We start from the raw sequence: 25513 nt of genomic DNA, 5'->3' as shown, positions 1-25513 counted from the left end.
TTTTAGTCGTAAAATTGTCAACAGACCTATTGGTTTGACTACAAGGCTAGTGCAGTCAATTGATTAGGCTGTTTTATTGGGTGCGAAAGTTGAGTAAATGATATGTTGAAAGTCAAAAAAAGAGGGGGTGAAACGTGTGTCGCAAATCATCACGGTGAAAATTAAATTGCTACCCACAAAAGAGCAAATCCAACTAATGGAACAAAGTAGCCGTGCGTATATAAAAGTCATTAATACACTTGTATCTGAAATGGTTGAAGCAAAGGCCAGCACTAAGAAAAGTACAAAAGATATTGAGGCCGATATCCCGAGTGCGGTGAAGAATCAAGCGATTAATGATGCTAAAAGTATTTTTTCTGAAAAAGTGAAGAAAAGCAACTACAAAATTATCCCGATTCTCAAGAAACCTGTTTGTGTGTGGAACAATCAAAACTATTCATTTGACTTCACGCATATTTCAATACCATTTATGGTGAATGGAAAGTCAACTCGCTTAAAGATTCGAGCTTTGTTGATTGATAAAGAAAATCGGAATTTTGACCTTTTAAAGCACAAGTTAGGGACACTTCGCATCACAAAGAAATCCCATAAGTGGGTAGCGCAAATCGCTGTCACGATTCCAACAATAGAAAAGAAAGGTTCAAGGATTTTAGGTGTGGATTTAGGTCTGAAAGTACCTGCGGTGGTCATCACAGACAATGACAAGGCTCGGTTCTTTGGGAACGGGAGACTAAACAACTATATGAAACGTAAATTTCGTAGTATCCGAAAAAAGTTAGGGAAACAAAAGAAAGTGAATGCCATTCGCCAACTTAATGATAAAGAACAAAGATGGATGCAAAATCAAGACCATAAAGTAAGTCGTGAAATCGTGGATTTTGCAACCGCCAATACAGTCTCTGTCATTCGATTAGAACAACTAACGAATAGCAGGCAGACGGCACGTACAAGCCGTAAAAACCAAAAAAATCTACACACATGGTCATTCTATCGTTTAGCGCAATTCATCGAATACAAAGCTACATTAGCTGGTATTAAGGTCGAATATGTAAATCCTGCTTATACAAGTCAGACATGTCCAAAATGCACCAAAAAGAACAAAGTAAAAGATCGAAACTACACGTGTCGATGCGGGTTTGAGAAACATCGAGATATCGTTGGGGCGATGAATATTCGCTACGCAACTGTGATTGACGGTAAAAGTCAATCAGCCTAAGATGCTAAATGCACTGTCTTAGGAGGGGCAATGAGATGCCCTTATTTTGAAGGCTGTTCAAAACAGAAATGGACTGCGAACGTTTAGTCATTCAAGAATCCCACCCGTTAATCCACAAGGATTAGGGCTCGCGATTTTAGTCGTGGGAGTCTCAACTGTCACTAACTATTTAAATGTGTTTTTGAGTTCTAATTTAAAATGAGAATTAACTTGATAAGGTGTAGGTGAATACACGCACGTCTCATTAATTGTCTACCGTCAGCACTCGTCACATGTTGAGTGTGTGGCTTGGTTGGAGATTTAATTTGTGGATAAAGAAAACGGGAAAAAGGTGAATCTTTTCCCGTTTTTAAAATCATAAAAACTCAGCCAGCTGTTGTTGACGTTTATCGAGCATAATTTGTTCTGGCTGAATACCTTGTGCACGCAGTAATTCAATGTTCTCCATAAGGAACTCGTCACTGCCAACGATATAGAACTGTCCATCTTGATCTGCAGCTAGATTTTTTACTTCTTTATAGTAGTCTTCCCGATTATCGACGAACTGTGAACTGAACTTCTTATCAGGTGCGGATTCAAAAATAGTAGTGAATAGGAAATCTTTTGACGAATCGATGTTCAAGGAATGAATTTTATTGACGTTTTCCGCACGTTCGAAATAATCAAGTACAAGTGGTCTGAAAGTTGCCAGGCCAACACCTGATGACAGTAGATAAACATTTTTGTCTTCTCTTTTAAGTGGTATATTTGAATGAGTTTTAAATATCGCAACTTCATCGCCGACCTCAAGATTTCTTAAGGTCGCTTTAAACTCAGAGCACTGTTCTTTAATACGTGTTGTAATACCAATTGAATTTTCATGGGGTAAAGTGGATATGGACATGTGGCGAATTAAGCCACGGTTCGGTTTGTCTCCAGCGTTAAAACCTTTCAGTGCGAAATGAGTGTGGGAACCTTCCTCCCATGAAAAGTCTTCCGGACGATCGAGCAAGTATGTTTTCACTTCAGGAGTTTCTTCAATAATTTTATTTATTTTAGTCCAGTATATTTGCATCATACTCTCCCCTTATATAATTATATTTTCTGTCACTAATTACTATATATTAATTGATAACGATTATCAATTAAATAGTTTGTTAGTACTAATACTTGGTGCCACAAACACTCATGCAAACGTGAAAGTTGTAACATTCTTGTTTGTTCAAATTAACATGAAAGTTTGGGTGGCTGGTACCCAATTCAAAGTGGATAGCACAAAATGTGGTGATGTGACAAGATCTCGCTGGAAATATAAAACCAGATAAAGAGAAGTTTGTGAAGAAGATAGATGGTATTATTAATTTTCAACAAAATTAGTATTAGTATTTACTAGACTCTCGGAGTTCCTAGAGCGAAATCAGCGATATATCCGATTATTTACTGGGAATTAGGCATAATTGATAATCTGGGTCTTCTTTTTTAAGGCATTTTCAAAAAAGCGCATACCAAAGAAACATCACAAGCAATTGGACCAATCGTTTTACACGACCCGGTGTTGCAGTAGGTGATTTCCCACCTTTCTTTCCTTTTTTCGGCTTACGTTTGCGAGTATTTTTACTTTTGATTTTATGGGTGACATTCTTTTTCTCGCTTCCCCATGAACGATTAAAAAAGTCGTAAAACGTACCCACACCAGGAATATCGCCAGGTTCGAATCCACTTAAAATGGCGTAAAGGGGAACTCGATAGAGTTGGTCAACCCACTTCGTGATACTCATGGTTGGATTTGTTAAAAGTAAAAGAAGAAACGAACGCAACATAGAAGTTGGATCCCGCGGTGCGGGTCCTCTTTCTCCATAAGTATCCTTTAGCATCGTCGTGATTTCAGATAAATCCGTCACCCAAAGTTTAGTGATTACAGGCCAATCGTTATTCACAAGCGTTAGAAAACCACCGGAAAAATGCTTCTGTAATTTTTCCAATACGAACATTTGATATACTTCGTGCGAAACGACTAACGGTTTCATTATCAACACCTCAATCATGGATAGTAAGGAAAAAAACCCTCCTATCTTGATTATTGTGGTGATTCCAAAAAGTCAAGAGTACTTCGGACTGATTGAGGGGCAATGCGAGATTTATAATTACCAGTTCATATTATTTGAAATGAAAAATCCCCCTATCAAAGGTAGGAGGAAACAAAAAATATCGGTTCAGTAAAAGCTATGAGCCGTCTAGCTCGGCGAATGCCGAGAGTCTATAAAAAAAAGAGGAGGAAATGAATATGCCAAAGAGAAATAAGGAGTTGTCACTAGAACAGCGTGAAGAATTACTTAGAACGTTGAAAGCTCGTTTTGAGAAAAATATGAACCGCCATAAAGAACTTGAATGGGCTAAAGTCCAAGAGAAGCTGGAAGCGAATACTGAAAAACTGTGGTCGCTTAATGAGATGGAAATAACCGGTGGCGAACCGGATGTTGTTGGTCATGATAAAAAGTCGGGCGAGTATATTATTTATGACTGTTCAGCAGAAAGCCCTAAAGGTCGTAGAAGTGTTTGTTACGACCTTGAAGCACTAGAGTCAAGGAAAAAACATAAACCAGAAAATAACGCTATTGATATGGCTACGGAAATGGGTATTGAGCTTTTAACGGAAGAACAATACCGGGAGTTGCAGGAACTTGGGAGTTTCGATTTGAAAACATCGAGTTGGGTGCAAACACCTGCTAACATTAGAAAGCTAGGTGGGGCCATCTTTTGTGATCGCCGCTACGACACTGTTTTTGTGTACCACAATGGAGCAGAGTCCTACTATGCCGCCAGGGGTTTCCGTGGCTCACTAAGGCTAAGGATCTAAACTTTGCATAGACAGCTCAATTTGAATTTGAGAACAGATTGTCTAGGAGAAGGATGTTTTATTGGTACACAGTCAATCATTCAATCGTGAAAGTTACAACATTCTTGTTTGTTCCAATTAACGTGAAAGTTTGAGTGACTGGCACCTTCATTAACTAAAAGGTGACGTTGCTACCAGACCGTCTGATAAAATACCAAATGATACAACTTTGAAGGTTACTGTTCTTGCATAGGATACCAATGGTTCAGGTACTATTACGAAAAATATGAAGGCGAGAGATATAATGGGTTCCATGACACCAGTACCAGATATTTGGAGATGGGATAATCCTCAATGGTTTAATGGAACGACACAAAATCCGAATGACTTATATTTTGGGTGAAAATACAATACAAATCGGACATTTACGAATACAGGAAACTATTTTACGTAGTAATCAGATTACATGGGGTGTATTCTTTGTCGCTGCGAGGGAAAGAAATCTATTAGTAGGTAAAATAGATTTATCTGATGGCAGTATTAAATACTGGGATGAAGCTGATACAGCCGCGACTCGAACAATCAGTGTTGATAAGATTAAAAAACATGTCCCTTTTTCTCTTCTCTCACGTTATATATGTAAGGACATTAATTAAGAGCCTTCGTCAAAATTAAAAATTTATATATGGATAATGATGGATATGCAGGTTGTTAGCTTCGGATTGATTATAATGGTTATGGAACAGACGGTAGTATAGCCAAGGAGAAGGAGTCGAAGTATCTATTTTCAGTATTTCCATTTAGTTATATTGACTTATGTTAATAAGGCATCGTATAATATAAACTCACATTCCGCACCCTTAGCGAACCCCTAAAGTTATTTTATCCCTCCCTATCGAATAGTAATTTATCCACCTATTCGAACGGAAGGAATGAACATTATGACAATCAAAATTGATCCTATTTACCAAGAACGCTACCTCAATCTGTTGAGTGCAGTTATCAAACAACTTCGAATTCCACAGACAATCAACCGGCTTGTTCCTTACGACGAACAATGTTTGACTACCCCAGGTGATGCTGTCCATTTGATGCTTTTAGATATATTGAGTGGTCGCCAGGCACTGGTTCATTTAGAAGGATGGGCAGCTGAAGTGGATTTGGAGAAACTTCTATCTTCGGGAGCAGGAGCGCATCATTTCAATGACGATGCGCTTGGACGACATCTAGATTGGATTCATGATGGGAATGTGCATCAAATCTATTCGCAGTTGGTTGTAGGTGCCTTTCAAAAGGAAGATATTTGGTCTCTTCATGTTTTTCACGGCGACACAACGAGTAATCCGTCTACGGTCAGTACGCGGACGAGAAAGAAGATCTTTTGATAACAGAGGGTTGTAGCTGCGATCGTCAAGGGCTAAACAGTTTCAATACGGCGCGGTTGTCAACGAAGATGGCATCCCGATTTACGCCGATGTCCATGATGGAAATACCTCCGATAAAACGTGGAATCCAGCGATTCTTAACAAAGTAAAAGAGCAACTCGAAAGCATCGAGGTATCCGATTTTATCTATGTGGCTGATTCTGCAGCCATGACACAAGACACCTTATTTGCAGCAAAAGAAGCGAAGACCTTTTTGATATCCCGCGCTCCAAATGGCCTAAAAATGGTTAAACATGGGCAAAAAGTTGCCGAGGAACAACCGGGCGAATGGTTGGCCCCTTCTACCACGGCGAAAACAAACAATGCATCTGTTTACCGCGTTCAAGAACAATCCGCCATCTATTACGGGTTTGATGTTCGTCTTATTGTCTTGGAATCTAGTGCGTTAGATAAGAAAAAGCGACATACATTCAAGAGGACAAAAGAACAGGAATTCACGCTGCTTCAAACCCAACAACAAGCTTTCGACAAATGCGCATTCCATTGCAAAGAGGATGCCAAAGAAGCGCTAGAAAAGTGGGCGCAGAAGAAGAAGAAGAAGAAGAAGAAGAAGAAGAAGAAATGGCAGTACCATCAAGTTCACCCGACGATTGAAGCACGCCAAACGATGAAACGCAAGCGTGGCCGTCCAAAAAAAGACGAAATCCCACAAGAAATCATGACCTGTCACATCCAGTTGGCAGTGACATTTGATGAACGAATCTATGAAGAAGCTTGTCGAAAAGCCCCTCGTTTTGTCCTGGCCACCACGGTACCGTCCGATTATAAAGGGGATGAAATCGACGCCCAGGAAGTGTTACGATTGTATAAGGGGCAATCGAATGTTGAAATGAGTTTTTCCTTTTTAAAAGACCCTTATTTTGTAGATGAGATCTATCTCAAAAAACCAACACGTGTCAAGGTATTGGGGTATCTCTTCCTGCTCGCTTTACTGGTCTACAAAGTGTTTCAACGTCGAATCCGCCAACATGTGACGGAAGAAACCGCGCTCATAGGCGCGGCCAAACGCAAACTGGTCAATCCAACCGGTCAAGCAATTTTTCAGATGTCACCTATGTTCAAGTCGTTGTTTTGGAGTTGCCGAGCGGTGAAAAGCAACGCCAATTTGGCAGGCCGCTTCACCTATGAACAGAAAAAAGTGCTTAGTTATTTAGGGTTGGATGAAACGATTTACCTGTAAAACGAAGAAATAATGAAGCTGTGGGTTCAGGTGAAAAACAAGGCGGCCGACAGCTGTTTGACTTGGGTATGACTCCCTAAAAAACATAGGATTGAAATTTAGAATTTAACTTTGGCAGGGTGCGAAATGTGAGGTAAAGAAATAAGTTGTTTGAATTTGTTGGAAAAGAACATATTTCAAGTATAGATGTTAAATGAAATAATTTATTTTTAATATAAGTTGAAGGATCTGACTTGCTCAAATTTTTCAATAGCAAGTAGAGAAATATAAAATTTAGGGGGATTCAATATGGAAATAAAATTCAAAAAAACAAAAATGCTTTTAATTTGCTTGTTGGTTAGCTTATGCATAATCCAACAGCCACTCGCTATCTTCGCAGAAGATATAAAATCATCTGTAGGTACACAAACGGATGATACTAATGACATTGATGAAGGTATTTTCAACTTGAACTATAGTAAAAATGAAGTTCTTGCATCAGAAGGAGAAAGAATTGAAAGTTTTGTACCCAGGGAAGGTATTTTCTCGAAAGACAAGTTTATTGTAGTAGAACGTACTAAAAAATCTCTTAACACAGCGCCAGTAGATATTTCTATAATAGATTCAATGACTGATAGAACATATCCAGGAGCATTACAGCTTGCCGATAGTGCTTTCGTTGATAATCAGCCAAATTTATTAACATCCAAAAGAAAACCAATAAACATTAGTATTGACCTTCCGGGTATGAAAACTGAAAATACAGTAAACGTACATAATCCGACATATGGTAATGTGAATGGTGCAATAGATAATTTGATAGCTAATTGGAATGAAAAATATTCACCAACACATACATTACCTGCTAGAATTCAATACTCAGAATCAATGGTTTATAGTAAATCTCAGATATCCTCAGTTCTTAATGCTAACACTAAAGTTATGAGTAGCTCACTTGGAATTGATTTTGAAGCTATTTCAAATGGAGAAAAGAAGGTTATGGTTGCTGCATATAAACAAATATTCTATACAGTAAGTGCAGAACTTCCCAATGATCCATCAGATCTTTTTGATAATAGTGTTACTTTTAAAGACTTAACTCGTAAAGGAGTAAGTGATCAAACTCCACCAGTTATGGTTTCAAATGTGGCGTATGGTAGAACTATTTATGTAAAATTAGAGACAACATCTAATAGTAATGATGTACAAGCTGCATTTAAGGCATTGCTTAGTGATAATAGTGTAGAAGCCAAAGCAAAATATAAAGATATATTTGAAGAAAGCTCATTTACTGCTGTTGTATTGGGTGGTGACTCAAAAGAGCATAATAAAATAATTACAAAAGATTTTGATCAAATACGAAATGTAATTAAAGATAATTCTGAGTATAGTCCTAAAAACCCGGCTTATCCAATTTCATATACAAGTGTTTTCCTGAAAGATAACTCAGTAGCAGCTGTTCATAACAAAACAGACTATGTTGAGACTAAATCCACTGGATATTCTAGTGGGAAAATAAACATAGACCATTATGGTGCTTATGTAGCACAATTTGATATTTCATGGGATGAACTTTCATATGATAAAGATGGCAATGAAATCCTAAATCATAAAACGTGGGATGGAAATTGGGGTGATAAAACAGCACATTTTGTTTCAGTAATTTTTCTCCCAGCTAATTCAAAGAATATAAGAATTTATTCAAGGGAATGTACAGGACTTGCATGGGAATGGTGGAGAACAGTTATTGATGAATATAATGTTCCTCTAACAAAAGAAATTAATGTTTCGATTGGAGGAACAACACTAAGTCCAACAGGTAGTATTAGTCATAAGTAACTAGTAGTTGCCCCGTGTATTTATTGCATTGAAAAAGTAAAAAAACATATCTATAAGGATACTTTTTTTCTATTAAAAAACTGAAGAAATACGTCCAAAAGAGGGACTTAAAAGTATAGAAGAAGAAAAGGAATTTTGGAAAAGATACTATGAGGAATTATTGAGAAATGAGGGCGTGATTGATTTTATAAAAGAAAAATACCGGGAGTTACAGGAACTTGGGAATTTCGATTTGAAAACGTCGAGCTGGGTGCAATCACCTGCTAACATTAGAAAGCTAGGTGGGGCCATCTTTTGTGATTGCCGCTACGACACTGTCTTTGTGTATCACAATGGAGCAGAATCCTACTATGCCGCCAGGTGTTTCCGTGGCTCGCTAAGGGTCTAAATTTTGCATAGACAGCTAAATTTGAATTTACGAACGATTGTCTAGGGAAAGACTTTTTTATTGGTACACAGTGGTCAAGCCCCGTAATAATGGACGCAAAACAATTGCTTAAATTGTGCCACTAAGAACTCTTTAAATACGTAGCTAGAAAAGATGCCGGTTATAAATAACCAAGTCTTTTCTGGCTATGTTTTTTTCATAAAATGTTGCGTAATTTGGTAAGTCTGCCATAAGCTGCTCCGCGATGATCTATTCGTTTTTTAGGCTTAAATCCCTGACTGGCCCCCACTTTAGTATAATAATGGTGATAGGGTAGTGGAAACCGAGTTTTAAATGTTACTTATTTATGTTTTAATGGGGATTGGATCTGTATAATGACTTATCATTTCTTTTAACATGCTTAGGATGGGAACTTCTTCTACTTGAAGGGAGAGAGAAAAAACTGAAAGTTAAAGTCGAAAATGAAATTATTGAATTAAATGTTCAGTATGGAAAAGCGAAGAAGCTATCGATTCATATCGATTCGTTTGGTTTTATAACTGTTAAAGCTCCTAAAGATGCAACTCAAGAATTGATTGTCAGTGCAGTAGAAAGTAAAGGGAAATGGATACTAGAGAAAATTCATGAAATTGGAGTAGCTCGGGAAACCCCGAAGGCAAGAGAGTATTACGCTCAAGGGAAGTTCTTATACCTCGGGAATGAACGTTTTCTTCATGAATTAATCGAGATAAATGAGTTAGATGAGGAGGCGCTTAGAAGAAATCTCAAGAGATTTTATATCAATAGCTGTAAGATGGTTGTAGGGGAACGGGTAAAATTCTATCAAAAACAGTTGAAAGTAAACCCTAAAATGATTGAAATAGTAGAGTCTAAGGCCAAGTGGGGTAGTTGTAGTTCGGATAGAAAGCTAACCTTTAATTATCGTCTAGCTATGGCTCCAATTGACGTCATCGATTATGTAGTTATCCATGAATTATGTCATTTACTTCATATGAATCATGATCGCTCATTTTGGAGACGTGTGGGTAGCATTATGCCGGATTATAAAGAGAAGGAAGAGTATTTGGCAAGGCACACACATTCAATGTCACTTTAAAATCACGGTTCTATTTTGAGATAAATGTGACCGTTATATTGTGTTTGAAAGTTTAAAGGGATCTGTATGGCACATCATTCTGAGTTCAATGTTGCACAGATACCAAAAATAAATTGAAATTTACCCTTCAGAGCTATTAAACTTTGTTAAAGTGAATAAGGATATATTTTTGATAAATAAAGAACTGGAATGGTGAATAAGCATTGAAAACATTTAAAAAAGTGTATGTCGAAATCATAAGCGTGTGTAACCTTGCTTGTAGCTTCTGTCCTCCAACGATTCGAGAAGCAAAAATTATCAAACTAGATGCATTTAATGATATCTTGGATCAGATTAGGCCGCACACGAAGTATATTTATCTTCATGTTAAAGGTGAACCTCTCATGCATCCCAGAATCGATCAATTATTAGATGCTGCCCACGCCAAGGGATTTAAGGTGAATATCACGACGAATGGGACGCTTATTAAAAAAAATGCTGAAAAATTACTGGGTAAACCAGCTTTGCGTCAAATAAACTTTTCGCTACATAGTTTTGACGGACATGAAGGCTCTGAAAATCGGGAAAAATATTTGGGTGACATTCTTGAATTTGTACGTGAGGCTAAAGAATATAATACGATTATTTCATATCGCTTATGGAATCTTCAACAAGAGCATGCAAATGATTTAGCGAAGAGAAGAAACCGTGAAACGTTAGAAATTTTGGAGAATGAGTATAACTTAGACTTCAAGATTGAAGAAAAAGTACAACCAGGTAAAGGCGTGAAAATTACCAAGAACGTCTATCTCAATCAAGACCATGAATTCAAATGGCCTAGCCTACTAGCACCTGAGGATGATGGCAAAGGGTTTTGTCATGCGCTTCGCAGTCAAGCAGCTATTCTTGTAGATGGAACAGTTGTCCCTTGCTGTCTTGATGGAGAAGGCGTCATTAACTTGGGCAATGTCAAACAAACATCTTTTTCTGACATTATCGACGGAGAACGAGCAAATAACCTTGTCGATGGTTTTTCTAGAAGAGAAGCGGTTGAAGAACTGTGTAGGAAGTGCGGATATAGACAGAAATTTGGAGTTTAGTGAAGTGTACACCTGAATTGTATTTGAGCGTTGCTGGTTAGTAACACTAAAGAAAGTGCCTGATTCCCAAACTAAAACCATAGATACTCTTTCAAATGATGAAAAGAGTGGCTATGGTTTATATTCTTTTCCGCTATCAAGCTGGGAGAAGAAAATCAGTTTCAAGTGAATTAGTGCTTCTTCTTCCCAAGCTATTGCCCTCCTAAAATATCAAATATTTCTTTTTTCTCCTCTTCAAGGTCCCGCCAAGTATAGTAATCAGAAGGAACATCCATGGAATCTCCATCAAATGCATGAAAGGCTTCTTGATAAAACCAATTCTCTAAATCAATTTTAAGTTTTCCAAAATCAAGATCAGACAGCGGCATTTCCATTGTTGCTAGTCGTTTAAGCCATTTCAAATGATACTTAATCCTTGTAGCTCACTAATCATTTTTCTGCACACAGAATTCTTGAAAGGAAAGAATGAAAGATGTTCATTAAATCCTGAATTGTTTGGATACTTGATAGCTTTCGCGATTTTTGTGAAAGTTCAATTATTCACAGGTAATTAAAGTGGTATTATGGTATTATCTACCTTGTATAGAGAGGGGAGAATACATGAAGACCGAAAAATTCATGAAGACCACATTAGAGATAGTTGGCTTTCCATTTACACTGGCAAATATGTATGTGAACACTAAACTAAACAAAAATTATAAGGTCTCCAATCTGTATTCTAGCGGGCTTTTATATCCAAGCGTGCCGTGGATTCGAAACTTATTAAACCAATTTACGTAATCATTTAGTTCAAGTTCCAGCTGGTCAAGACTGATAAAGTGCATGGAATATGAAAATAAAGGTCATTATCATGCTCGTATTATAAACAATGTTACTGAGAACCAGCATGAAGTATTTCACTTAAGGGAACTAAACATTGAGAAAAATAATAATGTAGAATTGATAATAACTCCAATTAATCATATTGTTAAGATAACTCCTTTAGAGGAAACTGAGGGCAAGTATAGTTGTAAAGTTACTAACAAAAGTATCGATGAGTTAATTGATGAATTTAAGGAATAGAAAATCTAATTTAGTTTATTGAAATTCAAATAAAATATTAATTTAGCTATTAAAATAACCGATAATGAGGAGGGAAATATTAATGAAAAGATTAAGGGCGCAATTAAGTTTTTGTAATGAACTTGAAAAACTTAAATCAGTTACAAGATTTAATAGAACTTTAGATAGTCGATATGAAAATAGTGCAGAGCACTCTTGGCAAGTAGCATTAGTAGCAGTGTTGTTAAGAGAGTATTATGATGCTGAATTAAATATGGAGATAGTCCTAGAATTATTATTAATTCATGATTTAGGTGAAATTTATGCTGGAGATACGTGGGTTTTTGATGATTCAAAAAAGAACACATCAAGTCAAAGAGAACTAAACTCTATTAGTAAGAGTATAACTCAATTACCTAACGATCAAAAAGAGAATATATTAAACTTGTGGAACGAGTTTGAATTTGGGGTTAGTAGTGAAGCCAGATATGCAAGAGTAATTGATGCACTTGTACCTTTAATAAATCACTTAGAAGTTTCAGAAGAGAATTTCAACCCTGATAATATTACAGCACAGATGGTACTTAAAAAGAAAGAATTCATTAAAAATGAGTCTGATAAACTTTGGAGACTAACCAAAGAATTAATTGAGGCTAGTATAGAAAAGGGATTATATATTGGTTTAAATGAAACTAAGTAAGTTTTATATTACTGTGGAGCATTTTGTATATATTAAAAAGGTTCACTAGTGTTGCGTAAATATCGTCACAATATTCAGTTATACAAAATCCTTTAAATTTTTTAAAAAAGGGAAGCACCTCAATAAAGGTAGCTCTGTCTATTTGGATTTTTTATACATTTATACCAAGGTGACGGTTAGAAAAAGTAACGATTAAGGAAAAGATTCCTTTTTAAAAAGCCTTATCCAATGCCCTGATTCTTTCCAAACTTTAGCTTTAAGCCATCGAGTAATTTCAAGAAGGGAATTTTCACTTTTGGTTTCCATTTGGATCAATACGTTCAAACAATAGAAAATGAGGACTAGGTAGATTTGATTTTTTACGGCATTTATACTTCTGCCATAAAAATGCTTAATTTTCACATGTTGTTTGATTCATTTGAAAAACAACTCAATTGCCCAACGCGAACGGTAAATTTCACTAATTTCCTCCGCTGAACTATCAAAACGGTTTGTAATCAGTCGCATCTCTTTCCCTTTTCATCGAGAATGACAATGACTCGGAAAACGTTTTCCGTACAGTTTGAACTGGATCCAATGAAAACCATTTTATCCGAAATAATGTTGGTGTCTATAGGAACTTTAAACTCTTCAACAACAGTAATGACAGCGTTTTTCTTCAATCGAGAAACGAAAAAGATGCCATCGTCCGTGAAGAGGTCGAAGCGCTTATAATCCACGTATGCCCGGTCAAAAACATACATCGCTTCTTTATCATCTACCAGTATCTCCAGCTGGTTACGGTCATGTTCTTTTGCATTTGTCATGACTTCCTTATCAGGATAGTGGGAGCCATTTTCATCAAAAACAACGCGCAGATGCAACTTATAACCCGACTTTGTCTTCCGAAACTCTGCCCATTTAAAGTGGTTCAGGTTTAAAGGTAAAGTAGTGGAATCAATAATTTTCAAGGGCATACCTGTTCGGGACCGGGTTTTCCGTCCTGTGATTTGATTGGCCAGATCCATAAAGAGATTCGAAAGAATCGCAGGATTCACTGCATTGTTTTTCCTTGAAAGTTGGGAGACACTGATTGATTCAAAATCGGCAGCGGCTTGGAGGTCATCGTCTGCAAGAGCTTTTTCTAGTTCATGCGGGCTGTCTAACTTCTTCAAATGCGTATAGAGCATCAACAATAAATAGGACTGCGTTGTTAACTTCTTAATATATCGATCTTGATTGTGGCTATTCACAATTTCATCAAATTTTTTAAAACTAATAGGGCTAACCCATTTACCAAATGAAGTTTTTAGTGTATTCTTGTCCATGTTAGGTCCTTTGTATTGGATTTGGACAGGAACTACCTGTGCATTCCATTATAAAGGATTTTTTGTTTGTTTTCATTAAATTTTCGAGAATTATGTGTAATTTTAATATTGCTGTAAACGCTATACTAAAGTGGCTCTTACGCTCATTTGGGGAAAAGGTTATAAGATATAACTCGTCTGTCTATTGATTTGAATAGGTTACACTTAGTTAGAGAAGGAAAGATAAAATCAGGTGATAAAATTCTTTTATATGGTTTCGGTGGAGGATTGGCACATTGTGGATTATTAATTAATTGGACTTTATAAGGTCAACCATAGAATATTAGAGATAAAAGAAATAGAAAACAAAGTACTTGGCGCCTGTCACTCATTCAATCGTGAAAGTTGTAACATTCTTGTTTGTTCCAATTAACATAAAAGTTTGAGTGACTGTCACCTAGCGTTACAGCAGAACTTTTCCGAATGGCTAATGAATTGTGGTAGACGATCAAGAAAAACGGGTTATCTAAAATAATTACTCAAGAGACAGAGAAGAAATATAAATAATAAAAAAAGCACTCATCCTTAACGCTGCAGGGTGAGTGCTTTTCTTTATATTAAGAAAAAGATATCAATTTCGGGTAGGGCATCATGCACCAAAACCTCGCATACCCATTAGGACAATTATTCCGCCGTATCCTAAGATAATAATTGATATGATAGACAATCCGAAAAATTTCAAAAAACCGTTCTCTTTTGATTTGACTCCGACAATACCTAAAGTAACACTTGTTATCCAAGCAGCGACCCCTAAGAAAAAATAAATACCGAGTGCGCCGTTTTCACCAAACGAGCTGGCATAAAACAACAATAACCCTACAATGCTTAAAACACTTGAAGTTAAACCATATTTCCCCTTCAAAATCATTCCCCTCTCCCTTCGTTCGAAATGCTGGAAGTACTTGGTGCCTGCCACTCACTCCATCATGAAAGTTGTAACATTCTTGTTTGTTCCAATTAACATAAAAGGTTAAGTGACTGGCACCTCACAATTATTAATCAAAATCCCCGTTCGCATCCTGTTTTCCAAATTACGTGCAGTGCGACTTTTCTCCACCTCTTTACTCTCCTTAAAGGTTCCAAGTGTTTTATCGAATGAAGTATGAGTGACGCCGAACCAATAATTTTCGTTTTTAAAATGGTGTAGAAGATGGTGCTTCTTAATGTTTTTCCCTATTTTTGTGCGGGGCTGAATAGGCTTATGTGCAAAATAGTGTTTCCACTCGTAATAGAGGAAATAAGCCACTAGACCCGTTGCAAATGCCATCATTAGGATGGTACTCCCCGTACTGACGTAAACGACAATCGAATAAATGATAAATCCTGGAATACTGAACCATAACGGTAAAAACAATAATTTCAAATCATCCGGATTGACATGGTGATCATAATGCAAGCGTTTGATTATCTTCAGCAGGGATGGATTTTCGGGTGTTTTAATGTGAAATAAAAATCGGTGGATAACATATTCACTTGTTGCATATGTCAACATTCCAATTCCTAAAGCAACCCACGTCCCGAAAAGAAATATATGGGGTATGGTGAAGGAGGCGCAAAGTAAAAAAATGAGCAACATGACAGTAATATCAGGGAATGTAGCAAATTCCTTCACGTACTTTTTCACTTTAAATTCATCCTCCTTTTCCATTAATTATATAGTATTTATTCAGATAACCCAATTATACATAGTAGTTATGTGCCTGGCACTCTTTTAATCTTAGACTCGAATATCTTTTACTATGTTCGTATACATTCAAAGTCAAAGAATTGACATTTCAAAAGGAACTAGATAATATGGTGTTAGATTTAAAAGGAGCGATAGACATGGCATTTTTGCAACTATACTAATCCATACGCATATACTTTGAGAAAACGGCTCTTTAGAGGGGTATTTGGTGTGCGTACAAGGTTAGATAAGTTGTGGAATCTTTTGTCGTTCTACGGGATATCTATGCCAACTTTCTAGTACGCAGGGCAATCTGTGTACTTTTTTATAGTGGGGAGGAATTTTATATGATGATGTTACTTTTCTATTGATACGGGCTTGAAATAGAAGCTCGTATCGATCCTAGCTATCGATACGAAACCACAAATTTCGGGGGTAGCGAACATGGAAAAAGTATGTTTTGAAGTAGAAAATGTCGAAATGACTTATTTAGATAAAGAAGTAATAAAGATTGAACGATTAGCTGTACATCAATTTGACCGCATCGGCATCGTCGGGAAAAATGGTGCTGGGAAAAGTACGTTATTAAAGTTGCTTGCTGGCAACATTCAACCGACAAGTGGAAAAGTGAAATGTCACGTGGAATGTGGTTATTTTGAGCAACTTGAGTCTCCTACTGTTGCAGAAGCTGATGCAGCGTTACTCGGAAGATTAGCAGTTCCACAAAATTCTGGGCAGCTAAGTGGTGGAGAGCAAACAAGGCTGAAACTTGCACAATTGCTTACACATTATTATGAAGCGTTACTAATCGATGAGCCAACGACACACCTGGATCAAGAGGGCATTTCGTTTTTACTTGATGAACTCCGCTATTATTATGGAGCGCTTGTGTTAATTAGTCATGATCGCGCTATCTTAGACCAGCTTGTCACAACAATTTGGGAAGTACGTGACGGCAAGGTGCACGTTTATACAGGAAATTATAGTAATTACACGGCACAAAAGCAGATAGAGCGTGAACAACAGAGTCAAGCTCATGAACAATTCATAAAAGAAAAGAGTCGACTTGAAAAGGCTGCGCAAGAAAAAACGAAAAAGGCTGAAAAAATCGCTCAAGCAGGAAGCATGTCGAAAAAAGAATCGAAGGCAAAAGCAAATCGTATGTTTGAGACGAAATCAAAAGGCACGAGCCAAAAAGCCGTGTATCGAGCAGCAAAAGCAATTGAACAGCGAATGGAAAAACTATGGGAAGTCGAAGCTGTGCAAGAAGAAAAACAAATCGTGTTCCGCCAATCAAAAGCATTGGAATTGCATAATAAGTTTCCGATTATGGCGGACCAACTAACTCTTCAAGTTGCAGATAAGCTATTATTGGATGAGGTGAGTTTCCAACTGCCACTTGGTAAAAAAATAGCGATTACAGGTGCGAACGGCGTAGGTAAAAGTACATTGCTTCACCATATTGCAAATTATGGTGCGGGTTTAACCATTTCGCCAAAAGCAAAAATCGGTACCTTCCGTCAAATGAGCTATCAGTTTGCAAGTGATGAAACGGTATTGCAATTCGTGAAAAATCACTCGAAATATGAGGAAGGATTTTTAAGAAGTGTTTTACATGCGATGCAGTTTGTCGGTACAGATTTACAAAAAAGGGTGAAGTCATTAAGTGGTGGAGAAGCGATTCGTCTACAACTTTGTCAGCTGTTCTTAGGGGAATATAACATTTTATTGTTAGACGAACCGAACAACTTTTTGGATATTCATGCGATTGAAGCATTAGAACGATTTATCGTTGCATATGAAGGAACGATTGTATTTGTATCACATGATCAAGTGTTCATAAAAAATGTATCAGATCTAAAGTATACTATTCATGCGAAAAAATTGAATATAGAGTAATTCCAAGTTAATTCTAAACAATAAGCCGCCGAGATTGCCTCAGCGGCTTATTTTTAAATACCTACAGTTCACATTAATGAAGGGATTGTCTTCATCATCAGGTATACCTTCACTTTTACTGATTTAAGAAATGGAAACGCCTTATATGTTATAATTAACTTAACTTTTGGACAAAAAACCAACATCTGCGCTTGATTTTTCAACAATTGAAAGGTTCCTCGTTGCACTCCAAAAAAATCCGTTGTTTGTAATGCTTCGGATTCTGAGTGAAATAATGTCTGCGTTGCAGCGCTTTTATTTTTGCGATGATAGGTGCTCGTTCAATCGTGAAAGTTCAAGAAGTCTTGTTTGATTGAAATAACATGATTGTTTTAGTGCCTGTCACCAAGTCACTCGACAGTAGTTAACATAAAATGGGGGTGAGAAAATGTTCAATGAAATTGATAAGAAAAAGAAATATTTGGACAGCAAAAGACCTTTATCTCCCTACACGGTGAAAAGTCTGAGAGAAAAACTTCTAGTGGAATGGACCTATAATTCGAATGCGATTGAAGGCAACACATTAACATTGAAAGAGACGAAAGTTGTTCTCGAAGGAATTACAGTTGGTGGTAAAACAATGAGAGAACATCTTGAAGTGATCAATCATCGGGATGCAATTTTATACGTAGAAGAAATTGTGGAAAAGGGCGAACCACTCACTGAATGGCAAATTAAAAACTTACATCGACTTATCCTAAAAGGAATTGACGATGTATACGCAGGTCAATACCGGGACCAACAAGTATTTATCTCTGGTGCCCTGCATGTTCCACCAATACCGCTATTGTTGCAAGAGAAGATGGAAGAGTTAATTACGTGGCATGGTGGGATTGCTCAAGAATTACATCCTGTAGAGCGGGCAGCTATGCTTCATGTTATTTTTGTAGGAATTCATCCCTTTATAGACGGTAACGGCCGTACATCCAGACTATTACTTAATTTAGATCTTATGAAAACTGGATTTCCACCAATCGTCATCAAAGCGGAAAATCGACTTGCTTACTACAATGCGCTCGACAAAGCTCATACGACAGGAGATCATATTGACTTTATCGAATTAATAAAAAATGAAGTGAACCAGACGCTCGATTTATATTTGAGTGCTGTTGGGTAAAAAACATGCGCAAGAAGTTAGAACAAATTGCTCAACCAGCCTTAGATAAAAGAAAAATGCAACCAGACGAATTAAAAGAACTGATACTTAGTTTGTGCAGGGAACAATTTTTGACAGTCGTGGAATGGGCAGACCTATTAAATCGGCAAGCCGGACATATTGGAAAGCGGCATATTCGGGCCTATTGCTAGAAAATAAATTGGATTTGCGTTATCTAAGTACACCAAATCATAGCAGGCAATCATATAGGACTGTTTATATAGGATAAGGAGAATTGATGTAGCTATCCCCCCTGAATATTGGATAATGGGTACTATTCGATGAAGGATATTTCTGATACACTTAAAAAAGATGAAGAATAAAACGGGGAGGGAAATGAAAATGAATAATCCTGGAATTGCAGCCGTATTAAGCTTCTTCTGGTCAGGTCTTGGACAGATTTATAATGGTCAAATTTTAAAAGGACTTGTTTTAATAGTTATTCAAATGATTAATGGACTTCTTATGTTTGTACTCATTGGCTTTATCACATATCCGATTGTATGGATTTGGGGTATATACGATGCGTATAAAACCGCGGAACAATCTTAATACACGGTAAATACTGAATTTTTTACTGATTGTGGATTTGGATATATTATTCCTTTATCTAAATGACTAATTCATGTATAATAGGAGTATATTAAAAAGGGAGAAGCGTTGAAGCGCTTCTCCGTGCAACTTCTACCGTAAGAGTGGTGGTTGTCATTTATTTATTTGGTTTTTGAGAACCACCCTTTTGCTTCCTACGGCGCGGGGTGGTTTTCTTGTTTTCTAAAACGTTTTTTCTGAACAACAAAAGCGTAAGGCGCCGTTTAACCCGGACAAGCACTGGAAGACTTGAAGATAAAGGTGGTTTTTGCCTTTAGCAGCAAGTAGGAGGGATGAAGTCCAATCCCTCCCGAGTGAATCGAAGGGTTGGTACCTGAAGCTAGACGAGTGAAATGCGCTGGTTTCACGCACAATCCCTTTCATGATTTCACGTAGAAAATCAAGAAATGTTGCCATGATTATCTCCCACATTCCGCACCTGGAAGGCAAACTACTGCCTTTTTCCTGGGTGTGTTTTTTTGAAAGTTTGTTCTTGGTCCCTTTTCTTTTAGTATCGACTTTCTTCTCGTTTATTCTCTTTTTTCGACATTTAGCATCGAGACATCTCCCGTTTTTACTTAATTGGCTACTTTTTCTTTCTTTTTCGACACGTAGATGGAAAGGTCGTAGCCCGCCAGTTCCAGAATCCTCTTTGCTTGCTCGCCGATGTTATCTGGAAGATAGCGTAGAACTTTTCCGTTTTGCTGGATGTAAATGACCTTTATTTCCTGAAGCTCTTTTAATAATACTTGTCCTGTGGGTCGGAAAAGCTTGCTATTTCCTGCCAAAACTAGGGGTTTCTCTTCCTGCTTCCTATTTTTCCTTACCCGATGTTCCAGAATCCCGTAAATTAAGAGTGCCATGACAATGACAATCCTTAATGCTTCAATTCGGCTTGGTTTTTTCAAGAAAAATCCATCAATCAATCGGGGATCCTTTAAAAGTAGGAAACGTGTCTCCGCGGCTTCTTGCCCTTTGTAGGTTTGAAGGACGTCTACATCAGATAGTTCATCTCTATCCAATTTATCGGTGATCAGGATAAACGTACTCAGTTTACGTTTCTTTTCTTCGATTGCTTCTTCGTTTTCCTTTAGATTGTGAAGTCGAGGAGGATACACCGTGATCATCGTTGGCGTTTCCCCTTTTTTTGGCCGCCCTCTCGTTGTTCTTTTTTCGGCTTGTTGTTCAGGTTGTATTGCGCATGAATAGTGGAAGTAATGACTTGAGTGGGCTTTTTGAAACGCTTCCCACGCTTCTTGGGCATCGGCCTCACAGTGATAGGTGGTCGTTTCAAATTTCTCGATTGCTTTTTCGAGTAGCGTTTGCTCTTTTCTCAAGTTACGCTGAAAAGTTTGCCCTTTTTGTTCATTCAATTTGTCGGAATAAACCACAACGAAACGATACGGATGCTCATCCAGTTCTTCTATAAAGGACTGTATTTTATAGGAGGCTGCCTTTTTTTGTGGCTTCAACTGTCCGTGTTCTCGCCATTCCCCGTTCTTCCAGGCCTTTTCTTTTAATGCATGACTTATTTTGAAGGTTTCAGGGAGCCGTGAAATAAAGTGGAGATTCCCTCGCATTTCACGTAAATTATCCGTCGTTATCAAGGCTAAATCCGCTTGGTAAATGAGTTGATCCCATTCTTCTTTGGAAAGAATTTCGCGAAGCTTTTGGATGAATGCGAGATTCCAGCCCTTATCATTGGTATTTCCGTTTTCTACATTTGCTAACACTGGAATCCGTTCGGGCGTAACACTCATGCCAAGGACAATCTGTTTTAAATCGGGTCGATGTTGTTTACTGTACCCATAGGTAATCTCAAGATCTTTCGTCGTTTCTTCCGTGGCATCGTTTGTTTTCTTATAGTCCCCATAGAGGGAATAGGATGTCGTATCATTATGAAGTGTGGAAAGTGAGAACCCAAGTTTACGGCAAGTCGAGACAGATAACGTTGAATAGACTTTCCACGGGGTTGCCTTATACAAAGCGTCGAGTGCGCGACCTATGGAATATTCGTTTAAGTCTCCTGCTTTCACATGAGAGCCAAACAACATCTCGACATCTTGTTCTTTAAAAAAGTGATGGATATGATAAAGAGGCTCCTTGCCACAAAGAATGTTGATAACCAAGGCTTTTATTCGTGCGCCTGGTGACAAATGACATCGGTCTTTATCCCAGTCAAGCTGTTCATTGATGGTTTTTTCAAAGCCGATTTCGTCGCAAATAGCCGAAATTAACTGCGATGGCCCAGCAGAAAGTGTTAAGATCTGATCAGGTTGTTTCATCTGAATTCTCCTCGCTTTTTCATTCGTTAAGAATGGTTTCGAGAAAGAAAGAAAAAACCCTTCATAGAATGCGAATTTCTAAATCAGGACCTGCCGGATGTGGGATACACGATGGAACAAGTGAGAATAGAAGGGTATATGAATTTGAGGTTGATGTTGATGGGAAGAAAAAATATATTATCAAACATGATGAGGATAAATTCGGTAGAGGTCCTCACTTTCATGGGGCTGATGACTTGAAGGGAAATCCATTAGAAAAAGGTAGATATAATCAATACCCGGGCACTCTCCTGAAGATTTTGAAGGATACAGAAGGTAAGTTAAACTTAACAAGGGTGATTAATGTGAGTGATTATAAAAAGAACAAAATGGAGTTTCTTAAAAGGAAGAATAGAAGAGGTAACTTAATTAAGGAATTGTCAAACATTATTACTGTAACTAATGAAGGTTTATTAGAAATTGAAGCGAATGATTCATTTTGTAAAGAAGTTTTTGAAAGGTTAACTACCCTTAAGAGTAAACCAAGTTTAAATGAGCAGGATTATAAAAAAATATAAAGAGTTCAATCAAAATACTTAAAGATATTTTGGAAGAAAATGATTTTAGCAACAATGTGGGAAGGATATTATTTTTTAGAGATGCTGAAATAGAAGCTGTGGAACTTAATATAAGTGAATAGTATAGTAAATTAGAAGAAATATTGGATATTACAAAATTTACGATAGGATACGGTGATTTCATATTGGTTGCTGACGACTTGAAATTTGGTATCTGCATTGAAAGAACAGAGTATCAATATGAATTTTATAGTTGGGGAGTAACAGAGTAATAGATTGACCTTGATTGGCTTTGAGCCTTTCAAGGTTTTTATTTTATCTTGATGGCCCAGGACTATCACCAGGCACACCGCTTAGAGAAACGAATTTGGTAGACGATGAATCGCCACGTTTCGTTTGATTCTGATGGTCTAGGCTTGTCCACATCAATTGGGATACGCTAATAATCTATACATCGGATAATCGCCTAGCAACGTATAATGGTAAAGATGTTGCCTACGACGCAGACGGAAATATGATTTATGGTCCATTGAATGGCGAGATGCAAGCTTATGTGTACGACTCCCGCAACCGCTTAACGGAAGCGGGCCAAGTGCAATACGAATACAACAGCGAGAACATGAGAACAGCTGTCACCGTCGATGGGAAAACGACGAACTATGTGATTAACCCACATGCGGCCTTGTCTCAAGTGTTAATGGAGACGGATAAAGAGGGACAGGCGCAGGCCTATTACGTCTATGGTCTCGGATTGATTGGTCGGGAAGACGCTTCTGGTACATACCAAACGTATCATTATGACCGTCGAGGAAGCACGGTTGCACTTACTGATGTAAATGGACAGGTAACGGATACGTATGCCTACGGTCCATATGGAGAAGCACTTGCGCATAAAGGAACGACGGAGCAGCCGTTCCAGTATAATGGACGAGACGGCGTGATGAAGGATGCAAACGGTTTGTATCATATGCGCGCACGCTATTACAATCCAGACATTAAACGTTTCATCAACCGTGATGTGTTGCGCGGTATGCTGAATGTTGCGCAGACGTTGAACCGTTACGCTTACGTGAACGGCAATCCAATCTCTTATGTCGACCCATTTGGTTTAAGCCGGGATGGCGATTCAATCTGGATTCAAGGTGGAGACTTCCTTGTCGATTCGCTTCCATATATCGGAACGTTAAAAGGTTTCCAACAAGCCTTTAGCGGAGTGAATCAAGTGACGGGAACCAAGCTTTCCACTTCAGAACGTTGGTCAGAAGGAATAGGCTCAGCGCTCAGTTTCATCCCGATTCCGGGCATGAAGCATGTCGGGAAGCATGGTGCTGAAGGAGCCGTTAGTCTTTGGAAGAAACTGGACTTGCAGTTCTTTACGGCTAAGGGTACGGGTGAATATACTAAGGTTGGTGGACATCATGTTCACGCGAAATCAGCCTTTAAGGAAAATGTAAATTATGACCTAAAAAAAGGATTTAGTATAAGCCAAAGTTTTATGAAGGACAATGGTCTTAATCATCAACAAATGACAAATAAGCAAAGAGAATTATTTAAAGAACTTAATGAAAGTGGAAGACCTAACACTCTACAAGAACATACTCTAATTGGAGTAGAAGCACTAGTAGCGGGTGGAGCAACACGTCAAGAAGCTAGGGATTTAGTAGCGGCGTCGCTCAAAAACTTACGTCAACAAGGTGTCAAAGAGCCTAGTAATATACCTTGGTATAAATAAGGAGTAGATTAAAGTGAGTGATAATAAACAAGCATTAGATTTATTCGGTAAAGTTCTAATGGAAAGAATAAGAGATGAAGCTATTGACGATTGGGAAAGAATATTACAAGGTAAGATGAGGGATAATGAATCAAAAAAGATATTTGATGAATTAAGGTCATTTAGCCCTGAGCAAGTTCAGTTTATTATTAATTTATTTCCTAAAATAGTTGATACAACATTACATCATCTTTTATGGACGTTAGAACAAGAAGAAGATGTAAATGTATTGGTTAAAGTAGAAGAGAATAATTTTTTAAATATTAGAGAAATTAGTGATGGTCTAGCAGGTGAATTATACACAGAAGATGGGTGGGTTTCACGATTCAGTAAAAAATAAAAAATTATAGTTTAGATAAACCTTGATTGGCTATATGCCTTTCAAGGTTTTGTGCGCTTGGCAGCGCTTTTCTCTAATGGGTGAAAGTGGTATGCCAACACTAAATCAAACAATCTTATTAAGGGCTAACTTTTTATAAGCAACCGGACTCAAGTAGCCTAATGTACTGTGAGAACGACTATTAGTGTACCAATTGATATAATCGAAAAGTTCAAGAGACAGCTGGTTAAGGGTTTGATAGTGCGCTCCGTTAATCAATTCTGTTTTTAAAATCTTAACTGTTGCCTCTGCCACCGCATTATCATAAGGATTCCCTTTATGGCTAAGTGATCTTTTAATTTTGTATCCACTAAGAGAATATTACTATACAAATAAAGACAGAGAGAAGATAATTATTCAGGACCATAGTGGGGGCTATACTAAAGGTGGTCAGGAACCACATTTTAATGTGAGACCTGCCGATAAACCTCGTACAGGAAAAATTCCTGGAACTGATGAACATTATCCTTTCAATAAATAATTTGCAGGGGTGACTATATGTGGTTTGAATTACTGGAAGGAAACACATTTATATCAAACTTATACAATGAAGTTCCTCAGTTAATAGATGTGCGTATTGTAGCAATTGAAATTGCAGACGAGGGAAGAAAAATTTCAATAAACTTCATTATGCCTAAGTATGCAGATAATCCGCCTTTAAAATGGAGGAATTTGAATTACAATACTGTATTTGTCGAACTAGACTTTTTTGATGTGCAAGAATTAACTATAAAATCTAACAAAAATAAATACAGGGGAAATATTAATATAGAATCAGACATATAAGGGGAGTTTAAGGTTAATATATCAGGTTCCTTTGATATGAAACTTAAAGCTGACTATTGTATGATACAATCTGTTAGTGGCTATATTGATACCTCAGCATCGATTTAATAGTTAACCTTGATTGGCAACATGCCTTTCAAGGTTTTGTACGCTTGGCAGCGCTTCTCTCTAATGGGTGAAAGTCCCTAACATGCCGTAGTGGCGGAAATGTATAGCTGACTGGTAGTGCAGGTATCGCGAGGTTCTGTGCGGAGGACCAG

General features: G+C 37.6%; 27 protein-coding genes and 2 pseudogenes. 20 read left to right on the top strand and 9 right to left on the bottom strand.

Features of this window, described 5'->3' with window-relative positions; genetic code table 11:
- The first annotated feature begins 136 nt into the window (after positions 1-136).
- Positions 137-1216 carry an RNA-guided endonuclease TnpB family protein gene (locus H4683_RS19990; protein ID WP_192600584.1) on the top strand — a complete coding sequence of 360 codons (1080 nt, stop codon included), beginning with the start codon at positions 137-139 and terminating at the stop codon, positions 1214-1216.
- Positions 1217-1571: 355 nt separating this feature from the next.
- On the opposite strand, the gene H4683_RS19985 is transcribed toward H4683_RS19990, so the two are convergent.
- Entirely contained in the window at positions 1572-2270 is a 699-nt protein-coding gene (locus H4683_RS19985) for a dihydropteridine reductase (protein ID WP_192600583.1), read from the bottom strand.
- A 415-nt stretch (positions 2271-2685) separates the two neighbouring features.
- Positions 2686-3222: a hypothetical protein gene (locus H4683_RS19980; RefSeq protein ID WP_192600582.1), complete on the bottom strand. Its 537-nt coding sequence runs from the start codon at positions 3220-3222 to the stop codon at positions 2686-2688.
- A gap of 257 nt (positions 3223-3479) precedes the next feature.
- Between H4683_RS19980 and H4683_RS19975 the strand changes: the two genes are divergently transcribed.
- From H4683_RS19975 to H4683_RS19945, 8 genes are all read left to right on the top strand, one after another.
- Positions 3480-4052 (top strand): DUF4256 domain-containing protein, encoded by a 573-nt coding sequence (locus H4683_RS19975; RefSeq protein ID WP_192600581.1) that lies wholly within the window; start codon positions 3480-3482, stop codon positions 4050-4052.
- A gap of 362 nt (positions 4053-4414) precedes the next feature.
- Positions 4415-4687, top strand: coding sequence for a hypothetical protein (locus H4683_RS19970; protein ID WP_192600580.1), 273 nt, complete (start codon positions 4415-4417; stop codon positions 4685-4687).
- A 285-nt stretch (positions 4688-4972) separates the two neighbouring features.
- Positions 4973-5416 (top strand): DUF4277 domain-containing protein, encoded by a 444-nt coding sequence (locus H4683_RS21665; RefSeq protein WP_225942262.1) that lies wholly within the window; start codon positions 4973-4975, stop codon positions 5414-5416.
- Between the two features lie 16 nt (positions 5417-5432).
- Positions 5433-6656 (top strand): IS1634 family transposase, encoded by a 1224-nt coding sequence (locus H4683_RS19965; RefSeq protein WP_225942264.1) that lies wholly within the window; start codon positions 5433-5435, stop codon positions 6654-6656.
- Positions 6657-6944: 288 nt separating this feature from the next.
- Complete coding sequence (locus H4683_RS19960; RefSeq protein WP_192600579.1) at positions 6945-8474, top strand: thiol-activated cytolysin family protein; 1530 nt, start codon at positions 6945-6947, stop codon at positions 8472-8474.
- A 160-nt stretch (positions 8475-8634) separates the two neighbouring features.
- Complete coding sequence (locus H4683_RS19955; RefSeq protein ID WP_420826595.1) at positions 8635-8862, top strand: DUF4256 domain-containing protein; 228 nt, start codon at positions 8635-8637, stop codon at positions 8860-8862.
- Between the two features lie 442 nt (positions 8863-9304).
- Positions 9305-9958: a M48 family metallopeptidase gene (locus tag H4683_RS19950; protein WP_192600588.1), complete on the top strand. Its 654-nt coding sequence runs from the start codon at positions 9305-9307 to the stop codon at positions 9956-9958.
- A 203-nt stretch (positions 9959-10161) separates the two neighbouring features.
- A complete protein-coding gene (locus H4683_RS19945) occupies positions 10162-11037 on the top strand; it encodes a radical SAM/SPASM domain-containing protein (protein ID WP_192600578.1) in 876 nt (291 codons plus the stop codon).
- Between the two features lie 191 nt (positions 11038-11228).
- Here the strand turns inward: H4683_RS19945 and H4683_RS19940 are convergent, their stop codons facing one another.
- Positions 11229-11438, bottom strand: coding sequence for a hypothetical protein (locus tag H4683_RS19940; RefSeq protein ID WP_192600577.1), 210 nt, complete (start codon positions 11436-11438; stop codon positions 11229-11231).
- 294 nt (positions 11439-11732) lie between these two features.
- A complete protein-coding gene (locus tag H4683_RS19935; protein WP_192600576.1) occupies positions 11733-11861 on the bottom strand; it encodes an IS3 family transposase in 129 nt (42 codons plus the stop codon).
- 320 nt (positions 11862-12181) lie between these two features.
- Between H4683_RS19935 and H4683_RS19930 the strand changes: the two genes are divergently transcribed.
- Entirely contained in the window at positions 12182-12778 is a 597-nt protein-coding gene (locus H4683_RS19930; RefSeq protein WP_192600575.1) for an HD domain-containing protein, read from the top strand.
- Between the two features lie 192 nt (positions 12779-12970).
- Here H4683_RS19930 and H4683_RS19925 read toward each other — a convergent pair.
- Positions 12971-14085: pseudogene (locus H4683_RS19925) on the bottom strand (IS4 family transposase).
- Between the two features lie 207 nt (positions 14086-14292).
- Here H4683_RS19925 and H4683_RS19920 point away from each other — a divergent pair.
- A pseudogene (locus H4683_RS19920) lies at positions 14293-14391 on the top strand (3-oxoacyl-[acyl-carrier-protein] synthase III C-terminal domain-containing protein); the annotation flags it as partial.
- Between the two features lie 322 nt (positions 14392-14713).
- Here the strand turns inward: H4683_RS19920 and H4683_RS19915 are convergent.
- Both H4683_RS19915 and H4683_RS19910 read right to left on the bottom strand, forming a co-directional pair.
- Positions 14714-14992, bottom strand: coding sequence for a hypothetical protein (locus tag H4683_RS19915; RefSeq protein ID WP_192600574.1), 279 nt, complete (start codon positions 14990-14992; stop codon positions 14714-14716).
- Positions 14993-15094: 102 nt separating this feature from the next.
- Positions 15095-15772 carry a sterol desaturase family protein gene (locus tag H4683_RS19910; RefSeq protein WP_192600573.1) on the bottom strand — a complete coding sequence of 226 codons (678 nt, stop codon included), beginning with the start codon at positions 15770-15772 and terminating at the stop codon, positions 15095-15097.
- 462 nt (positions 15773-16234) lie between these two features.
- Between H4683_RS19910 and H4683_RS19905 the strand changes: the two genes are divergently transcribed.
- From H4683_RS19905 to H4683_RS19895, 3 genes are all read left to right on the top strand, one after another.
- Positions 16235-17689, top strand: coding sequence for an Msr family ABC-F type ribosomal protection protein (locus H4683_RS19905; protein ID WP_192600572.1), 1455 nt, complete (start codon positions 16235-16237; stop codon positions 17687-17689).
- 427 nt (positions 17690-18116) lie between these two features.
- A complete protein-coding gene (locus tag H4683_RS19900; protein WP_192600571.1) occupies positions 18117-18845 on the top strand; it encodes a Fic family protein in 729 nt (242 codons plus the stop codon).
- A gap of 375 nt (positions 18846-19220) precedes the next feature.
- Positions 19221-19436, top strand: coding sequence for a hypothetical protein (locus H4683_RS19895; protein WP_192600570.1), 216 nt, complete (start codon positions 19221-19223; stop codon positions 19434-19436).
- A gap of 617 nt (positions 19437-20053) precedes the next feature.
- On the opposite strand, the gene H4683_RS19890 is transcribed toward H4683_RS19895, so the two are convergent.
- A complete protein-coding gene (locus H4683_RS19890; protein WP_192600569.1) occupies positions 20054-21760 on the bottom strand; it encodes an IS1634 family transposase in 1707 nt (568 codons plus the stop codon).
- Here H4683_RS19890 and H4683_RS21660 point away from each other — a divergent pair.
- The 4 genes from H4683_RS21660 (at position 21718) to H4683_RS19870 (ending at position 24428) form a co-directional block, all read left to right on the top strand.
- Positions 21718-22317 carry a YxiF family protein gene (locus H4683_RS21660; RefSeq protein ID WP_225942261.1) on the top strand — a complete coding sequence of 200 codons (600 nt, stop codon included), beginning with the start codon at positions 21718-21720 and terminating at the stop codon, positions 22315-22317. The genes H4683_RS19890 and H4683_RS21660 overlap by 43 nt on opposite strands.
- A 143-nt stretch (positions 22318-22460) precedes the next feature.
- The gene (locus H4683_RS22555) at positions 22461-22589 is read left to right on the top strand and encodes a YxiF family protein (RefSeq protein ID WP_420826593.1); all 129 of its coding nucleotides are present in this window, start codon (positions 22461-22463) and stop codon (positions 22587-22589) included.
- A 242-nt stretch (positions 22590-22831) separates the two neighbouring features.
- Positions 22832-24049, top strand: a complete 1218-nt coding sequence (locus H4683_RS19875) for an RHS repeat-associated core domain-containing protein (protein WP_192600568.1) — start codon at positions 22832-22834, stop codon at positions 24047-24049.
- A gap of 13 nt (positions 24050-24062) precedes the next feature.
- Positions 24063-24428, top strand: coding sequence for an epimerase (locus H4683_RS19870; protein ID WP_192600567.1), 366 nt, complete (start codon positions 24063-24065; stop codon positions 24426-24428).
- 105 nt (positions 24429-24533) lie between these two features.
- Here the strand turns inward: H4683_RS19870 and H4683_RS22550 are convergent, their stop codons facing one another.
- A complete protein-coding gene (locus H4683_RS22550; RefSeq protein WP_192600585.1) occupies positions 24534-24767 on the bottom strand; it encodes an IS3 family transposase in 234 nt (77 codons plus the stop codon).
- Between the two features lies 1 nt (position 24768).
- On the opposite strand from H4683_RS22550, the gene H4683_RS19860 reads away from it, so the two are divergent.
- Positions 24769-24948 carry an HNH/endonuclease VII fold putative polymorphic toxin gene (locus tag H4683_RS19860; RefSeq protein WP_225942260.1) on the top strand — a complete coding sequence of 60 codons (180 nt, stop codon included), beginning with the start codon at positions 24769-24771 and terminating at the stop codon, positions 24946-24948.
- 17 nt (positions 24949-24965) lie between these two features.
- The gene (locus tag H4683_RS19855) at positions 24966-25253 is read left to right on the top strand and encodes an Imm50 family immunity protein (protein WP_225942259.1); all 288 of its coding nucleotides are present in this window, start codon (positions 24966-24968) and stop codon (positions 25251-25253) included.
- The last annotated feature ends 260 nt before the right edge of the window (positions 25254-25513 follow it).

Origin of the sequence: Sporosarcina limicola (assembly GCF_014873855.1) — a bacterium.
Classification (GTDB): domain Bacteria; phylum Bacillota; class Bacilli; order Bacillales_A; family Planococcaceae; genus Sporosarcina; species Sporosarcina limicola.
This window is presented reverse-complemented; position numbering and strand designations above follow the sequence as displayed.

Bases quoted from the DNA above. Each gene is read 5' to 3' on its own strand.
- H4683_RS21665 (WP_225942262.1), top strand. From the start codon at position 4,973: ATGACAATCAAAATTGATCCTATTTACCAAGAACGCTACCTCAATCTG.
- H4683_RS19975 (WP_192600581.1), top strand. From the start codon at position 3,480: ATGCCAAAGAGAAATAAGGAGTTGTCACTAGAACAGCGTGAAGAATTA.
- H4683_RS19895 (WP_192600570.1), top strand. From the start codon at position 19,221: ATGAAAATGAATAATCCTGGAATTGCAGCCGTATTAAGCTTCTTCTGG.
- H4683_RS19980 (WP_192600582.1), bottom strand. From the start codon at position 3,222: ATGAAACCGTTAGTCGTTTCGCACGAAGTATATCAAATGTTCGTATTG.
- H4683_RS19890 (WP_192600569.1), bottom strand. From the start codon at position 21,760: ATGAAACAACCTGATCAGATCTTAACACTTTCTGCTGGGCCATCGCAG.
- H4683_RS19855 (WP_225942259.1), top strand. From the start codon at position 24,966: ATGTGGTTTGAATTACTGGAAGGAAACACATTTATATCAAACTTATAC.
- H4683_RS19910 (WP_192600573.1), bottom strand. From the start codon at position 15,772: ATGGAAAAGGAGGATGAATTTAAAGTGAAAAAGTACGTGAAGGAATTT.
- H4683_RS19905 (WP_192600572.1), top strand. From the start codon at position 16,235: ATGGAAAAAGTATGTTTTGAAGTAGAAAATGTCGAAATGACTTATTTA.
- H4683_RS19960 (WP_192600579.1), top strand. From the start codon at position 6,945: ATGGAAATAAAATTCAAAAAAACAAAAATGCTTTTAATTTGCTTGTTG.
- H4683_RS19930 (WP_192600575.1), top strand. From the start codon at position 12,182: ATGAAAAGATTAAGGGCGCAATTAAGTTTTTGTAATGAACTTGAAAAA.
- H4683_RS19900 (WP_192600571.1), top strand. From the start codon at position 18,117: ATGTTCAATGAAATTGATAAGAAAAAGAAATATTTGGACAGCAAAAGA.
- H4683_RS19875 (WP_192600568.1), top strand. From the start codon at position 22,832: ATGATTTATGGTCCATTGAATGGCGAGATGCAAGCTTATGTGTACGAC.
- H4683_RS21660 (WP_225942261.1), top strand. From the start codon at position 21,718: ATGGCCCAGCAGAAAGTGTTAAGATCTGATCAGGTTGTTTCATCTGAA.
- H4683_RS19915 (WP_192600574.1), bottom strand. From the start codon at position 14,992: ATGATTTTGAAGGGGAAATATGGTTTAACTTCAAGTGTTTTAAGCATT.
- H4683_RS19935 (WP_192600576.1), bottom strand. From the start codon at position 11,861: ATGCACTTTATCAGTCTTGACCAGCTGGAACTTGAACTAAATGATTAC.
- H4683_RS19970 (WP_192600580.1), top strand. From the start codon at position 4,415: ATGACTTATATTTTGGGTGAAAATACAATACAAATCGGACATTTACGA.
- H4683_RS19985 (WP_192600583.1), bottom strand. From the start codon at position 2,270: ATGCAAATATACTGGACTAAAATAAATAAAATTATTGAAGAAACTCCT.